Here is a 14,597-nt window from a genome sequence, read left to right on the forward strand (position 1 = left end):
ACCTGTTTGTTATTCTCCATCGGGCTGTGGCCGCGACCGAACAGCGTTCAGTGGCGGGTGTGTCACTCCCGGATCAGGGTGAGGGTCGTCCAAGCACCCAGGTGCACCGTGTCGCCGTCGGCGAGCGGATGCGGCGTGTTGGGCTTGAGCGGCGCGCGCGAGTTGCCGAGATACGTGCCGTTCGCCGAGTCCATGTCCACAATGGACCATGTACCGGTGTCGTCCGCGACGAGCAGCGCGTGCATGCGCGAGACACCGGCGTCCTCGGGCGGCCCGGTCAGGTCGATGTCGGGCAGGATGCCGCGGCTCACGCTGCGGCGGCCGATGCTCATCTGCTTGCCGCGCAACGGAAACCGCCGTTCCGGGCAGAACGGCGGAAACTCCACCGGGTCCGCGCCGGAACCGCCTTCGGCGCGCACGGTGTCGTAGTAGGCACGATCGGCGGTGACCAGCACCGCGAATGTCCCGGTCGCTTCCTTCCGGTCCCCGGCGGCGGACTGCGGTGCGGGCTCCGGTGGCGCGGCGAGCGAGTCGTGGCCGCAGCTTTCGCAGAACCGGCCCTCCACGGGTGCCCCGCACGCGGGGCAGGGGTGCGCCGCGGGGGCCGGTTCCGGAGCGGGCTCCGGTACCGGCGCGGCCGGTGCCTCGGGTGCGGCGAAGGCGAGGCCGCAGACGTCGCAGTACTCGTCGTCGGCGGAGTCGTGGCCGTTGACGCATACCGGCATCAGCTCTGCCCGCCGCTCTTGCCGACCCGCTTGGTGACCTGGGACCGGCTTTCCAGCGTCATCGCGTCCACCGCGCTGACATCCCGCTTCAGCCGCACCGTGCCGCGGGCTGGATCGACGACGTCGACCACCTTCGCGAGCAGTTTCGCGGTGTCCTCGTGGCCGGAGGAATGCGCGAGCGCGACGGCGCGGCCGAGTTTGGCCGTCGCCGTCTCGACATCGCCCGTGCGCTGTGCCTCGATGCCCTCCTCGATCGCCGAGGCCAGTTCCGCCTGCCCGGTGTAGTGCGCGACCTCGGGACTGATCTTGGTCGACAGTGCCGTGTCGTCGGTCCAGATCGCCAGCACCTGTCCCTTGCCGAGCACATCCCCGCCGCGGGTCACCAGGCTCACCCGCGCGGCGAGCATCTTGTCGCCGATGTTGGCCGGCGACACCTGCACGCACACGTGGTAGTCGCGGCTTTCGGCGCCCCACGACCCGGTCGGGTAGTCGCCGCTGCGCGGCCCGGACTCCTCGCGCCGCCCGGTGAGGTCGGCGAGGGCGGGCTCGACCTGCTTGACGAACTTGACCCGCGCACCCTGCGGGGTCCACACGCGCAGCGCGACGTCGGCGACCTCCTTGCCCATCGAGGCGGTGGTCATCGCGCGGAAGTCCTGTTCCAGGTCCTCGGGCTCGGCGACGATGTCGACCGAGCCGAGCAGCGTCTCGGAGATCTTGCGCAGTTCGCGGACCTCCCAGTCGGTGCCCACGCCACGGCAGTCGCACACGAACTCGCCGGCGACCTCACCGAGGATCTGGTCGAGCTTGCTCGCCCGCTCGTGCACGTTCTTTCCGTCGGTGAGCAGAATGGCGTGCCGCAACGGATTCTGCCGGGTCTGGAACACCTGTGCGGCCAGCAGCAGCCACTCCCCCATGGCCGTGCCCCGGTCCGCGTACAACCGCTCCACGGCCGCCTTCGCCTCGGCCCGGGTGCGCGGGCTCACCTCGGCCATGCCGAGCTTGCCGGGGTAGACGAGCGTGGCGATGTCCGTGCCCGCGATGACCGCGAACGCGACGCCGTCGCGCAGCGTGTCGATCGCGGCGGCGGTCGCGCGCTTGGCGGCGGCCATCTTGGTGCGCGGATGGTCCATCGAACCCGAGCAGTCGACGATGATCACCTCTGCGGCCGGGGTGCTGGCCGGGACCTGCGCGCCGCTTCCGCTGGAGGTGACCGTGACGATCGCGTTGACCTCGGCCGCACCCTGGGGCAGGTACTCGTTCTGGTAGACCTCGATCTGGAAGTCGCTCATCGTCATTCGCTTTCGGTCACGTCGAACGGATAGGGCAGCACGACGACGGTGATGTTGTCCCCGCCGCCGGCCTCCAGCGCCACGGCGGTCAGCTTCGCCGCGACCGCCAGCGGCGGTTCGGCGGCGACCAGCCCTGCCAGGTCCACGGCGGCGGGCACGTAGTTCCACAGGCCGTCGCTGCACACCAGCAGCAGGCCCGGCCCCGGCGAGGACAGCACCGCGATGCCGGGCGCCTCCCGGTCGGCATCGGCGCCCACCCACCGGGCGAGCGCGTGCGCGTTCGGGTTGGCCGAGGCCTCCTGTTCCGGCCAGCCGGCCTCCCGCAGCTGCGCGTACAAGGTGTCGTCGACGGTGATCTTCCGGGATCGCGCACCGTCGAGCCAATAGGCGCGGCTGTCGCCGATCCAGCCGACCGTGATCTCGCCCGGCGTCGCGATCACGGACACCAGCGTGCAGGACGGCGCGAGCTCGCTCGAGCGGGGTTCGCCCAGCGTCGCCACCACGTCCGCCGCCGCTGCGAAACCATCCACTGTGGACTCCCGCGCGTCCTTGCCCGCGTGCAGGCAGTCCGCGATGCGCTCGAGCGCCGCGTCCACCGCCGCCTGCGAGGCCTCGTCCGCCCGGCGCGTCGAACCGACCCCGTCGGCGAGGGTCACCACGACCGCGCCCGGTGCGTCCTTGGGGCCCACGGTCGCGAACGCCATCGAGTCCTCGTTGCGGGCCCGCACGCGGCCGCGGTCGCTCACCCCGGCGACGAGACCGAGGTCGAACTCCATCCGGTCGCGCCCCGACGGGCGGGCGCGGCCGCAGTCCTCGCAGAACCCGTCATCGGCCACCACCCCGCCGCAGCTGGGGCAGTCCGGCCCGGCGGCGCCGAGCGGGCCGCCTTCGGGAGTGCGCCGCAGGTACAGGTTTTCCCCGCAGTTCTCACAGAACCGGTGCGCCGGCTCGACCGCGGCACCGCACGCGGGACAGACGACGACGCCCATCAGAACCAGGTCCTCGGCCGGACGCGGTTCGCGTGGTCCACCAGCGCGATCCGTTCCTTGCGCGTCGCCGCCTGCTTGGCCAGTTTCAGATACGAGGTTTCCAGCCCGCGCCGCATGTCCGGCTCGGTGAGCCCGCAGCCCAGCACAGTGCCGCCATCGGTTGCGCCCGGCCCGTCGCACACCCACGCGAACGCCGACTCCAGCAGGTCCCGCGCCGCGCGGGCGCGGCGGGCGTCGTCGAGTTCCAGGCCGGACAACCGTTCCCCGGCGAGCACGAGGTCCTTTTCGGACAGTCCGCCGGCACGGGTGCGGGCGGTGCGGGCGCGGATCGCCTCCAGTTGCGCGGTCACGTAGTGCGTGGAGGCGTCCGGCACCGATTCCAGCACGTCCACCGCTTCCGCCCGCTCACCACGCGCCAGCAGCACGCGGGCGAGACCGAAGGCGGCGCTGATGAAGGACCGGTCGGTGCGCCAGACGATGCGGTAGTAACGGTCGGCGTCGCCGGGATCGCCTGCCGCCTCCGCGCAGAACGCGATCGCGAGCTTCGGCGCGAGCTCACCGGGCAGCAGGTCGTAGACCGTCTCGAAGGCCTGCCGCGCCGGATGCGGCTTGTTCTCCGCCAGCGCCGCGAGCCCGCGGTACCACTCGACGCGCCACTCGCCGGGCTGTGTCTTGATCCCGTTGAGCACCTTGCGCGCCGCGGCCACGTCACCGGCCTCGACATGCGCCCGCGCCAGCCGGTACTGGATCTCGGCGCCGCGCACCGTCGCGTTCGACAGCTCCTCGACCAGCCGGGGATGATCGGTTTCGGTGAGTCCCGCGAGGAAGGCCGCCCCGGCGTCGCTGAGGTCCACCCTCGGCACCGGCAGGCACGGCACGAGATCGGCCGGTGCCGGGGCACCCCGCACGCCGAAGGTGCGCCGCTCCGGCGTGAACTCCGACGAGGTGCCGGGGCGGGCCTGCCCGTCCTCGGTGGCCGCCACCTCGCGCAACACGCCCTCCAGCTGGTCGCGCATCTCCTCGGCGGAACCGAACCGCTGGGCGGGATCGCGGTGCGTGGCGCGGCGCAGCACGCGGTAGAACGACTCGTGCTCGGCCAGCAGCGGAACCTCGTCGGGCGTGGGCAGGCTGTCGCGGTAGGTGGCGTGGAAGTCGAACGGGAACGTCATCACCGCCAGCGACCGGCCGACGGTGTAGATGTCCGACACCGGCGAGGGCAGTTCCTTGCCGATCTCGGGCGCCTGGTAGCCGGGCGTGCCGTAGATGGCGCTCGTGGTGTCCGTCAGGTGCCGCACCGCGCCGAGGTCGATCAGCTTGAGCTGGTCCTCGACCTGGATCGCGTTGTCGGGCTTGAAATCGCAGTACACCAGGCCGTTGGAATGCAGGTAGCCGAGCGCGGGCAGGATCTCCAGCGTGTAGGCGATGGCCTGCGCCAGCGGGAGGCACGCCTTCGGGTCGCCCTGCTCACGCCGCTGCCTGATCATGTCCTTGAGCGAAGTGCCCCCGACGTACTCCATCACGATGTAGCCGGTGCCGCGGTGCTCCACGAAGTTGTAGATCCACACGATGCCGGGATGCTCGACCTGAGCGAGAAAACGCTTTTCCGCCACGGCGGCGGCCATCGCATCGGCGTCGCCGGAGTCGAGCAGGCCCTTGAGCACCACCCACCGGTCGGCGACGGCGTGGTCGGCGGCGAGGTAGATCCAGCCGAGCCCGCCGTGCGCGATGCAGCCGAGCACCTCGTACTGCTCGTGCACGAGCTCGCCGGGGCTGAGCTTCGGGGCGAAGGAGAAGCCGTGGCCGCACTGCGGGCAGAACCCTTCCACCCGGCCGGGTTTGCCGTCGCGGCCCCGGCCGACCTTCGCGCCACACGCGCTGCAGAAGCGTTTGTCCTCGGGCACGCGGGGATCGGCCAGCACCGCCTCGCGCGGATCGCGCTTGGGCACCGGCGGCACCTCGATGACGCCGCGGCCCAGCGCGCTGCGGCTGCTCGTGCGGGTGGACCCGCGGCCGCTGCGCGCCGAGGACGCCGAGGACGCCGAGGTCGGCGTGCTCCACGACATGCTGGTCGACCCGGAGCGTGCCGTGCCGCGCGAGGCGGCCGTCGCGCCGGTGACCGCGTTCGGCGATTCGAGACCACAGGTGTCGCAGAAGCCGTCCTCGTCGATCTCGCCGCCGCATCCGCTTCGCGGACAGGTGCTCACGGCTGCTCCCCTCTCCGGTCGGCCAGCGCCTGCTGGTAGCGGTTGACCGCGACGGTCGCGGCGCGCAGGTCGCACGGGCTGGTGTACAGCAGATCGTGCGCCCGCTGGTGCAGTGTGCCCAGATCCAGGTCCTCGACGTAACCGAGTTGCCGGGCCTTGGCGCGGTAGGCCTCCAGCCTGCCGCGCAGTTCGAGCCGGCGATCAAGCAGTCCGGTGCCGAGTTCGAGCCGGGTGCGGGCCTCGGCCAGTGCCCGCCCGGCGTCGCGTTCCAGCGACTCCAGGTTCGCTGAAAGCGCTTTCCAGTCCTGCGCCCGCCACAGCGCCGGCAGTTGCGCGACCCGGTTCCGCAGGACGGCGGCCTGCTCTTCGACGACGGGCAGGCCGGGATTCGCGATCTTCTCGCGCACGGTGGCGAACACGGCGCTCGCACGCGCGTCGATGTCGGCGGTCTCGGCCACGCTCGCCTCGATTCCCTCCTTGCGCTCGGCGAAGGAATCCCGCGCGGCGGCCAGGTCGTCCAGCCCGGCGCGCGTCTTGGCCAGCGAAGCGCGCACCGGCGCCGGATCCGGTTCGCTGCCCAGCGGATCGGACAGCGCCCCGGCGCGCAGCTCCGCCAGTTCCGTGGCGAAGCGGGCCAGCGCGGGCTCGTCCACGCCGAGCGACTCCGCGAGCGCCCTGGCCGCGCGCAGGTCCGCGTCGAGCGGCTCGAGCCGTTCGATCGTGCGGTCCCAGGCTTTTTCCGCCGCCGCGAGCACCTCGGTGACCTTCGCGTACGCCGTTTTCATCGTGCCGACCAGCTCGCTCAGCGTCACCCGCTCGACCACGACGGCGGGCCCGGTCAGGCCGCGGCGCTCGATGGGCACCTGTTCGGCGTTGAGCTCCACGACGGGACCGGTGAGCAGTTCGGTCAGTTCGGCCAGCTCCGCGGGACCGGGCCGGGATTTGCGTTCCCGCACCTGCCGCGCCTGGTCCACGAGCGCGCGATGCATGCTGAACTGCTGCCACAGCACGCTCATCGCCGCGCTCGCCTCGCTCCAGCGGCGCAGCGTCACGCCGGTCAGCGTGGCGCCCGCCAGCAGCTGGTTTCCGGGATGGCTGTCCATCGCGACCAGTGCGTCGGCCATCCGGTCGCTGTCCTCGCCCAGCTCCGCCAGCGCGCGGTCGGCCTGTTCCAGCTCCAGCACGCCGATCAGTCCCGGTAGCGGGGCGCCGGCGGCGCGGGAGTGGATCCGGGGAGCAGACCACCGAGCCATCGCTGATAGGACGCGGTCCACGTGCCGTTGGTTCGCACGCGTTCCAGCACGCCGTTGACGAACCGCACGAAATCCTCGTTCTGCTTGGGAATCGCCATCCCGTACGGCTGATCGCCCAGCGACGCGCCGACCACCTCGGTGTAGCGGTCCTGCGCGGCCATCCCGGCGAGGATCACGTCGTCGGTGGAGACCGCGTCGACCTGTCCCTGCTGCAGCATCACCAGGCAGTCGGTCCAGTCGGCGACGCCGAACGTGGTGGGCTGCGAGGGCAGCGCGAGCAGCGTGTTCAGCGACGTGGAACCCTTGGTGGCACACGCTTTCTTGCCGCCGAGCTGCTCCGCGCCGGTGATGCCCGAGTTCTTCTTCACCAGTATCCGCTGCTGCGCGTCGTAGTAGACCGTGGAGAAGTTCACCTGCTGCAGGCGATCGCAGGTGATCGTCATCGTGCGCACGACGATGTCCACGTCTCCATTCTGCAACGCGGGGATGCGCTGGTCCGAGGTCAGCGCGTGCAGCTGGATCGCGTCCGGGGTGCCGAAGATCGCCTGCGCGACCGTGCGCGCCATGTCGACGTCGAAACCCTGGATCTGCGCGGTGAACGGATCGCGGAAGCCCATGTTGAGGGTGTTCTGGTCGACACCGACGATGAGCTTGCCGCGCTGCAGGATGCGCGCCATCGTCGAACCGGCGGGCATCTGGCCCGGCGCGGGCAGCGGGTTCGGCGGGCGCAGGCTGGCCTGCACGTCGCCGCAGTCCGGTGCGGCGGGTGTGCTGGACGCGGTCGCCCGCGCGGCACCGCCGGGCATGGGGACCTGGGCGGGCACCGTGGGGATCGCGGTGGTGGACACGGTCGCGCAGCCGGCGAGCGTGAGCGCTGCGGTGGCGAGTGCGAGGGCGAGGCGGGTTCTCATCGGTAGTCCTTCAGCCTGCGCCAGATTCCCGCGGCCGACGCCGCCGCCCCGATGACGGCGAGCACGGTCACCGAGGCCACCGTGCCGGCGAGCGCGCCGCTCGCGTCGGTCACCTTCTGGTCGAACGTGGCGCGGGTGCGCCCGGTCGCGCTGCCCAGCGCCGCATCGAGCTGGTCGAACGCGGGAACGGCGCCGTCGGGGACGGGTTCGATCGCGAGCCGGACGGCGGTGGTGTAGTCACCGGAGTCGTCGGCGCTGCGGATAGCGGTGTGCGCCTTGCCCCAGGCGTCGGTGTCCGTGGCGGCGGCCGCGACGTCGCGCGCGACCGCGCTGTCGGTGGCCGCGGTGCGCGCGCTGTCCAGCAACGTGCGCAGCGATCCGCTGAGCTTGACGTAGTCGTCCTGGTAGGCCGAGCCCGCGCCGCGCGCGACGAGGGTGAGCGTCTCGTCGGCGCGCGCGTTCAGCGTCGCGATGCGCGCCTTGGCGAGCGTGGCGGCCTGCGCGGACCCGGCGTCACGGCTGTCGCGGACGTCGCCGCTCGCGGCGAGGGTGGCCACCAGCACCCAGAGCAGCGACACCACGGCCGCGGCCGTCGCGATCAGCAGGCCCGCGTTGAACACGCGGTTGGTGTGGCGGCGCAGGTAGACCTGGGCGGCCACGAGCAGCGCGACGACCACGAGCGCGAACGCGATCTGCAGCCACGGCACCGACCCCGCGGCGTCCTGGTCGGCGGTGAGCTGGTCGCTCTGGCCCTGGTACAGCGCCTGTGCCGCGGGCAGCAGCTGGGTGCGCATCAGGTTGGACGCCTCGCGCTGGTACGCGGCGCCCAGCGGCAGGCCCTGCCGGTTGTCGGCGCGGGCGGTCTCGACGAGGCCGGTGTAGACCGGAAGCCGCGTCGACAGCGTTTCCAGCGGGCTGCCGGGCGCGGTGACATCGGCGGGTTCCCGTGCGGCGACGGCGATCGCGAGCGTGTTGCCGGCCTGCGCGATATCGGCCTCGTAGCGCTGGCGCGTCGCGGCGGGTTCCAGGCCGCCGGACAGGAAGGCGCCGTTGGCGGTCGCGTCGGCGTCGGAAAGGGAGCGGTAGATCTCTTCGGACGCGGCGGTGAGCGGGCCGCTCCGGGTGGCGAGCGCGTCGAGGGCGTTGGCGCGGCTCAACAGGCCCAGGCCGGTGAACATGCCCGACAGGAGCGCGACGGCGACGAGCGCGAGCAGGAAGCCGGTCAGCACGCCGGGTGTGGTCCGCGCGAGTTCGGTCGCCTCGCGGACGGGCCTGCGCGCGAGGATCGCGGTCATCGCCGTCCCCCCGTCCTCGGATTTCGCACGCTCGCCCGGCCCTCCCCCGCTCATCACTCCTTTGCCGGTTGAGGATCGTGTCCTGACCCGATCGCGTTAACGGGTTGAGCCCGGATTGCAGCAACACTGGTGCCTGAACGTGATGAGATTGCCCGGTTCGGGTCAACCTCCGAGACGGAGATGTGCCGTGCGGGAGTTACCCGGCGATCAGGACGTCCAGGGTCCGGGGGCCGTGCACGCCTTCCACCCGGTCCAGCTCGATGTCGCTGGTCGCCGAGGGGCCCGACACGAACGTCAGCGGGCGCGTCGATTCCAGCCGGGCCACCGCTTCCGGCACGGTCGCCACGATCTGGCCCGCCCGCACGACGCACAGGTGGTAGTCCGGCACGAGCGTCAGCGCGCGACGCCCCTGCGCCGCACCGCCGTCGAGCACGAGGGTGCCGGTCTCGGCGATCGTCACGGCGCATCCGGTGAGCACACCGTCCACCGAGTCGAGCTCGTCCACCGTCAGCGGCGGTTCGTCGGTCAGCCACCGCACATCGCCCACCTGCCACTCGCGCGGCAGCCCGGGCGGCGCGATCATCGTGCTCGCCGAGCGTTTCGCCAGCGCGGCGGCGATGGCGCGCGGCAGGTCCGCCACCGGCACCCGCGTCACCTCGGCGCGGTAGTCGGCGATGCGCTCGGCCGCCAGGTCCAGCACGTCCGGATAGTCGCGCGTGCGGTCGTAGTCGCGCGGCACCGGCGCCGCCACCGGCCGGTCGCGCAGCGCGGCGCGCACCCGGCCCAGGATTTCCGCGCGTGCGTCAGCCACGGTTGTTCCTCCACCACGTCCGGAAACTTTCGCGCGGCGGCATCGGCACGTCACGCGAGGACGTCCACAGCGAACCCGGCCACGGCAGCGTGCTCGCCTTGCCACCCGGCACGAGCCGCCCCGCCAGGGCGCCCGCCTTCTGCGCGGCCTCGTACTTGCGCGGGTCCGCAAAGACCCGGGACAGCAGCGCCATCGCCGCGGCCTCGCCGCGTTTCGGCTTCGCCTCGACGGCCTTCGCGCGCAGATGGGTCAGCACCTCGGGGATGTCGATGCGCACCGGGCACGCCTCGAAACAGGCCCCGCACAACGACGACGCGTACGGCAACGACGCCGCCTGCTTGTCGTGCGCGTCGGCGACCAGCTGCGGCGTAAGGATCGCGCCGATCGGGCCCGGGTACACCGAGCCGTAGGCCTGCCCGCCGGTGCGCTCGTACACCGGGCACACGTTCAGGCAGGCCGAGCACCGGATGCACCGCAGCGCCTGCCTGCCGACCGTGTCCGCGAGCGCCTCGGTGCGGCCGTTGTCCAGCAGCACCAGGTGAAACTCCTGCGGCCCGTCGCCGGGTGTCACGCCGGTCCACACCGACGTGTAGGGGTTCATCCGCTCCGCGGTCGACGAACGCGGCAGCAACTGCAGGAACACCTCCAGGTCCTGCCACGTCGGCACGAGCTTTTCCAGTCCCATCACGGTGATCAGCGTCCTCGGCAGGGTCAGGCACATGCGCCCGTTGCCCTCGGACTCCACCACCATGATCGAACCGGTGTCGGCAACGGCGAAGTTCGCGCCCGAGATCGCGACCTTCGCGGTGAGGAACTTGTGCCGCAGATGCCTGCGCGCGGCCTCGGCCAGCGCACGCGGCTCGGCGGGCAGATCCGCCGGGGCGCCGGGCATCTCGCGGCGGAAGATCTCGCGGATCTCCGCGCGGTTGCGGTGAATCGCGGGCACCAGGATGTGCGAGGGACGGTCGTGCCCGAGCTGCACGATCAGCTCGGCCAGGTCGGTCTCGATGGCCCGCACGCCACCGGCCTCGAGCGCCTCGTTGAGCCCGATCTCGGCGGTGGCCATGGACTTGACCTTGACGACCTCGCCGGTGCCCGCCTCCCGCGTCAGCCGCAGCACGATCTCGTTGGCCTCGGCGGCATCGCGGGCCCAATGCACCACGCCGCCGCGCGCGGTCACCGCCTCCTCCAGCCGCTCCAGATAGAAGTCGAGGTTGGCCAGCACGTCGTTCTTGATCGCCTCGCCCGCGCGGCGCAGGCCCTCCCAGTCGGGCAGTTCCGACACCACGCGCGCCCGCTTGTCGCGGATGGTGTGGGTCGCGTGCCGCATGTTGCGGCGCAGCTGGGAATCGGCGAGCGCCGTGTGCGCGGCCTTGGGGAAGGGCGGGACGCCCAGCCACGTCACGGGGTTGCGAGCCACGGTTCCTCCTCGGTCGAGGCCAGGATCTCCGCCAGGTGCACCGTACGCACGCCGGTGCGCAGCCGCGACAGCCCGCCGCCGATGTGCATCAGGCACGAGTTGTCCCCGGCGGTCAGCACCTCCGCGCCCGTGTCGAGCACGCAGCGCATCTTGTCGCCGAGCATCGCGGTGGAGGTCTCGGCGTTCTTGATCGCGAACGTGCCCCCGAAGCCGCAGCATTCCGTCGCCCCCGGCAGCTCCACGAGGTCGAGGCCCTTCACCGCACGCAGCAGCGCCAGCGGCCGCTCCCCCACGCCGAGCATGCGCAGCGAGTGGCAGGTCGGGTGGTAGGTGACCCGGTGCGGGAAGTAGGCGCCGACGTCGGTCACCCCGAGCACGTCGACGAGGAACTCCGACAGCTCGTACATGCGTGGCGGCAGGTCCGACTCCAGCAGCTTCGGGTAGATGTCGCGCACCATCGCCGCGCACGAACCGGAGGGCGCGACCACGGCGTCGTAGCCCGCGAACGCCTCCCCGAGGCCGCGGGCGAGGCCGGCCGCCTCGTCCCGGTAGCCGGTGTTGAAGTGCATCTGCCCGCAGCAGGTCTGCGACATCGGGAACTCGACCTCGCAGCCGAGCCGTTCGAGCAGGCGGACCACCGCCTTGCACGTGTCCGGGAACAAGGTGTCCCCGAGACACGTCGCGAACAAGGCAACCCTGACTGTCATAGATGCAACACTAGTCGGAACGTTTCACGGCGCGGACTCCCGGCCGCTCAGGCGAGTGAGACCGACACCGGCATCGACGCCCACGCGCGCAACGTGTTGTTGTGATGCCGTCGCGGCGGGCCGGCGAGCTCGATCCGCTCGACCCGCCGGGCCAGCGCGGTGAGCAGCGCCGCCGCCTCCAGCCGCGCCACGTGCTGGCCCGCGCACTGGTGAATGCCCATGCCGAAACCGACGTGGCCGGACGGGTCACGGGCGAGGTCGAAGGCGTCCGGATCCGCCCAGCGACGCGGATCACGGTTCGCCGCACCGAGGAACATCAGGATCTTCTTGCCGTCCGGGATCGTGACATCGCCGATCGTCATGTCCGCCATGGCGGTCCGGAAGAACGTCTGCACGGGCGACTCCCAGCGCACCGCCTCGTCGAAGGCGACCCTGGCCAGCACCTCCGGCCGCTCGCGAAGCCGTTGCCATTCAACGGGATTCGTCGCCATCGCGTACAGCACCGCCGCGAGGCCGTGCACGGTCGTGTCCACCCCGGCGGTCAGCAGCGACCGCACCACCAGCGGCGCCTGCTCGTGCGTAATCTCGCCGCGGTCGGCCGCCGCCCAGATCCGGGCGCCGAACCCGCCGGGCGCGAGCGCGTCCCGGCCGCACTGCGCGTTGACCCACGCCGAGATCTCGCCGATCCCCGGCAGTCCTTTCTCGACAAGATCGTTGGCGGGGCCGAAGGCATTGAAGGCGTGGTCCCCGTAGGGCAGCAGGTTCTCCCGGCCCTCACGGGAAATCCCGACCGTGTCGGGGAAGACCCGCAGCGGGAACGCCTGCGCGAGCGCGGTCACGGCGTCGAACTCCCGCGCGCCGAGCACTTCGTCGACGAGCTTCTCGGCGTCGGCGAACCACTCCTCCCGCAGCCTGCGCAGGGCACGCGGACCGAGGATCGCCGAGAGCACCGCCCGCGGCGCGTCGTGCCGGGGCGGATCGGCTTCCAGCAGCAGGCTCGGCGGGCGCCATGGCTTCTCGTACCGGAAGTTGCTCAGCCCCACCCCGGCACCGGAGCAGAACTCCTGCCAGTTGGTCAGCGCGGCGTACACGTGTTCGTAGCGGGCCATCGCGTAGACGTCGTAGCGGTCCAGGTACACCACCGGGCCCGCCTCACGCAGCGTTTCGTGCAGTTCGGCGGGATCTTCGAGGACGTCGTGGGCGAACGGGTCGAGCATGACGCTTTCCTTCACAGGTCGAGGACGAGACGGTCGGAGCGGGCACGCGAGACGCAGAGGAACATGCAGTCACCGGCGGCCCGTTCGGCGTCGTCGAGAATCGAGTCGCGGTGGTCGGGATCGCCCGCGAGCACGGTGGTTTCGCAGGTGCCGCAGGTGCCCTGCCGGCAGGAGGACAGCACGCTCACCCCGGCCCGGCCCACCGCCTCCAGCACCGACTCCTCCGGCCGGACCATGAGCCGCCGCCTGCTGCGGGCCAGCTCCACCTCGAAGGGCTCGCGCCGCACGGGTGCGCCGAAGTCCTTGGGCACGAACCGTTCCGTGCGCGCGGCACAGCGGCGTTCCACCGCCGCCAGCAACGGTTCCGGGCCACAGCAGTAGACCGTGGCGTCCCCGGTGAGGTGGGTGTCGAGATCGAGCAGGCCGTACTCGTCCTGCGGGCGCACGACGACCCGGTCGCCGTAGCGTTCCAGCTCGTCCACAAAGGACATCGAAGCGCGGGTGCGGCCGCCGTAGAGCAGGCGCCAGGAAGCACCGAGCAGCTCCGCCTGGTGCACCATCGGCAGCAGCGGCGTGATCCCGATCCCGCCCGCGACGAACAGGTACGCTCGCGATGGGACGAGCCGGAAGTTGTTGCGTGGCCCGCCGATCGACACCAGATCCCCCACGGCCAGTTGATCGTGGATGTAGGCCGAACCGCCCCTGCTCTCGCGCTCGCGCAGGACGCCGATGCGATAGGTGTAGGCGTCCCAGCGGTCCCCGCACAGCGAATACTGCCGCACCAGCCCGCCGGGCAACACCAGGTCCACATGCGACCCCGGGGTCCAGTCCGGCAGCCGCGCGCCACGCGGATGCGCCAGTGTCAGGGTCACGACACCCTCGGCGGCCGTGCGTTTGTCCACGACCCGGAGGTCGATCGTCATCGTCATCGATGGCTCCTCGGTTGCGATCGCTTCCGAGGATGAGCGACGTGTGAGCAGACCGACCAGGTGATTCTCGTTCAGTGAGAGACCGCGCGTGAGATGCCCAGCGCCGCCGCCCGCAGCGCGGGGATCACCGTGCGCGCGGACGAGTCGTTGGGCACCACCACCCCCAGCGCGGCGATCACGTCCCCGCCGTGGCGCACCGGCACCGCGATCCCGGTGGCGCGTTCGTCGATGTAGCCGGGACAGATGGTGTAGCCCTCCTTGCGGATGTCGGCCAGCCGCGCGCGCAGCACCTTGGCGTCGGTCATCGTGTGCCGGGTGTAGGAGCGCCGTTGCCCGCGCAGCACCCGCTCCTGCAACTCGGCGGGCGCGTGCGCCAGCAGCACCTGACCCGACGAGGAGGCGTGCAGCGGCAGCCTGCCCGCGATCCTGGTCAGGTTGATCACCGCGTCGCGCGCCGAGAGACGTTCCAGGAACAGCACCTCTTCGCCTTCGAGGACACCGAGTTGCGTGTGGTGCCGGACGACGGCGTGCAGGTCCTCCATGAACGGCATCGCCGCCTCCCGCAGCGGCAGGGTCGGCGAAGCCCGCGACGCGACCTCCCACAACCGCACGCCGACGCGTACCTTCCGGTCCTCGTCGCGCTGCAGCCAGCCGACCGACACGAGCTGCTCGATCAGCCGCGACGCCGTCGCGACGTGCAGATCCGCGCGCCGCGCCACCTCCGACACGCTCACCACCCGCTCGTCGGTGCCGAACACCTCCAGCACCCTGGCGATCCTGTGCACCATCGACTCGCCCACGAGGACATCCTCCCCTTGCCCGGGCCCGGCGGCGGGAGAAGGATCCT

At 71.7% G+C, this 14,597-nt stretch carries 13 protein-coding genes; all 13 read right to left on the reverse strand.

What is annotated here, in order from left to right; all coding sequences use genetic code 11:
* Positions 1-62 precede the first annotated feature (62 nt).
* A complete protein-coding gene (locus HFP15_RS07570) occupies positions 63-725 on the reverse strand; it encodes an FHA domain-containing protein (RefSeq protein WP_168512904.1) in 663 nt (220 codons plus the stop codon).
* Positions 725-2,014 (reverse strand): vWA domain-containing protein, encoded by a 1,290-nt coding sequence (locus HFP15_RS07575; protein WP_246271488.1) that lies wholly within the window; start codon positions 2,012-2,014, stop codon positions 725-727. The genes HFP15_RS07570 and HFP15_RS07575 overlap by 1 nt, the downstream gene beginning before the upstream one ends.
* Positions 2,015-2,016: 2 nt before the next feature.
* Positions 2,017-3,003: a PP2C family protein-serine/threonine phosphatase gene (locus HFP15_RS07580; RefSeq protein ID WP_168512908.1), complete on the reverse strand. Its 987-nt coding sequence runs from the start codon at positions 3,001-3,003 to the stop codon at positions 2,017-2,019.
* The gene (locus HFP15_RS43815) at positions 3,003-5,207 is read right to left on the reverse strand and encodes a serine/threonine-protein kinase (protein ID WP_168512910.1); all 2,205 of its coding nucleotides are present in this window, start codon (positions 5,205-5,207) and stop codon (positions 3,003-3,005) included. The genes HFP15_RS07580 and HFP15_RS43815 overlap by 1 nt, the downstream gene beginning before the upstream one ends.
* The gene (locus HFP15_RS07590; protein WP_168512912.1) at positions 5,204-6,460 is read right to left on the reverse strand and encodes a hypothetical protein; all 1,257 of its coding nucleotides are present in this window, start codon (positions 6,458-6,460) and stop codon (positions 5,204-5,206) included. The genes HFP15_RS43815 and HFP15_RS07590 overlap by 4 nt, the downstream gene beginning before the upstream one ends.
* The gene (locus HFP15_RS07595) at positions 6,397-7,371 is read right to left on the reverse strand and encodes a glutamate ABC transporter substrate-binding protein (RefSeq protein WP_168512914.1); all 975 of its coding nucleotides are present in this window, start codon (positions 7,369-7,371) and stop codon (positions 6,397-6,399) included. The genes HFP15_RS07590 and HFP15_RS07595 overlap by 64 nt, the downstream gene beginning before the upstream one ends.
* Positions 7,368-8,720 carry a GlnX family signal transduction membrane protein gene (locus tag HFP15_RS07600; RefSeq protein WP_168512916.1) on the reverse strand — a complete coding sequence of 451 codons (1,353 nt, stop codon included), beginning with the start codon at positions 8,718-8,720 and terminating at the stop codon, positions 7,368-7,370. Before HFP15_RS07600 ends, HFP15_RS07595 begins: the two co-directional genes overlap by 4 nt.
* A 142-nt stretch (positions 8,721-8,862) precedes the next feature.
* Positions 8,863-9,477 carry a LutC/YkgG family protein gene (locus HFP15_RS07605; RefSeq protein WP_168512918.1) on the reverse strand — a complete coding sequence of 205 codons (615 nt, stop codon included), beginning with the start codon at positions 9,475-9,477 and terminating at the stop codon, positions 8,863-8,865.
* Positions 9,470-10,897, reverse strand: coding sequence for a LutB/LldF family L-lactate oxidation iron-sulfur protein (locus HFP15_RS07610; RefSeq protein ID WP_168512920.1), 1,428 nt, complete (start codon positions 10,895-10,897; stop codon positions 9,470-9,472). The genes HFP15_RS07605 and HFP15_RS07610 overlap by 8 nt, the downstream gene beginning before the upstream one ends.
* Positions 10,879-11,604, reverse strand: coding sequence for a (Fe-S)-binding protein (locus HFP15_RS07615; protein ID WP_168512921.1), 726 nt, complete (start codon positions 11,602-11,604; stop codon positions 10,879-10,881). The genes HFP15_RS07610 and HFP15_RS07615 overlap by 19 nt, the downstream gene beginning before the upstream one ends.
* A 47-nt stretch (positions 11,605-11,651) precedes the next feature.
* Positions 11,652-12,821 carry a cytochrome P450 gene (locus HFP15_RS07620; RefSeq protein WP_168512923.1) on the reverse strand — a complete coding sequence of 390 codons (1,170 nt, stop codon included), beginning with the start codon at positions 12,819-12,821 and terminating at the stop codon, positions 11,652-11,654.
* Between the two features lie 11 nt (positions 12,822-12,832).
* On the reverse strand, positions 12,833-13,750 hold the full coding sequence (locus HFP15_RS07625) for a PDR/VanB family oxidoreductase (RefSeq protein ID WP_446680240.1): 918 nt from the start codon (positions 13,748-13,750) through the stop codon (positions 12,833-12,835).
* A 71-nt stretch (positions 13,751-13,821) separates the two neighbouring features.
* Positions 13,822-14,550, reverse strand: a complete 729-nt coding sequence (locus HFP15_RS07630; protein WP_376768859.1) for an IclR family transcriptional regulator — start codon at positions 14,548-14,550, stop codon at positions 13,822-13,824.
* Positions 14,551-14,597: the final 47 nt, after the last annotated feature.

The organism is Amycolatopsis acididurans (assembly GCF_012328925.1).
In the GTDB taxonomy this organism is placed as follows: Bacteria; Actinomycetota; Actinomycetes; order Mycobacteriales; family Pseudonocardiaceae; genus Amycolatopsis_E; species Amycolatopsis_E acididurans.

Bases quoted from the DNA above. Each gene is read 5' to 3' on its own strand.
- HFP15_RS07570 (WP_168512904.1), bottom strand. From the start codon at position 725: ATGCCGGTATGCGTCAACGGCCACGACTCCGCCGACGACGAGTACTGC.
- HFP15_RS07575 (WP_246271488.1), bottom strand. From the start codon at position 2,014: ATGAGCGACTTCCAGATCGAGGTCTACCAGAACGAGTACCTGCCCCAG.
- HFP15_RS07580 (WP_168512908.1), bottom strand. From the start codon at position 3,003: ATGGGCGTCGTCGTCTGTCCCGCGTGCGGTGCCGCGGTCGAGCCGGCG.
- HFP15_RS07590 (WP_168512912.1), bottom strand. From the start codon at position 6,460: ATGGCTCGGTGGTCTGCTCCCCGGATCCACTCCCGCGCCGCCGGCGCC.
- HFP15_RS07595 (WP_168512914.1), bottom strand. From the start codon at position 7,371: ATGAGAACCCGCCTCGCCCTCGCACTCGCCACCGCAGCGCTCACGCTC.
- HFP15_RS07600 (WP_168512916.1), bottom strand. From the start codon at position 8,720: ATGAGCGGGGGAGGGCCGGGCGAGCGTGCGAAATCCGAGGACGGGGGG.
- HFP15_RS07615 (WP_168512921.1), bottom strand. From the start codon at position 11,604: ATGACAGTCAGGGTTGCCTTGTTCGCGACGTGTCTCGGGGACACCTTG.
- HFP15_RS07620 (WP_168512923.1), bottom strand. From the start codon at position 12,821: ATGCTCGACCCGTTCGCCCACGACGTCCTCGAAGATCCCGCCGAACTG.
- HFP15_RS07625 (WP_446680240.1), bottom strand. From the start codon at position 13,750: ATGACGATGACGATCGACCTCCGGGTCGTGGACAAACGCACGGCCGCC.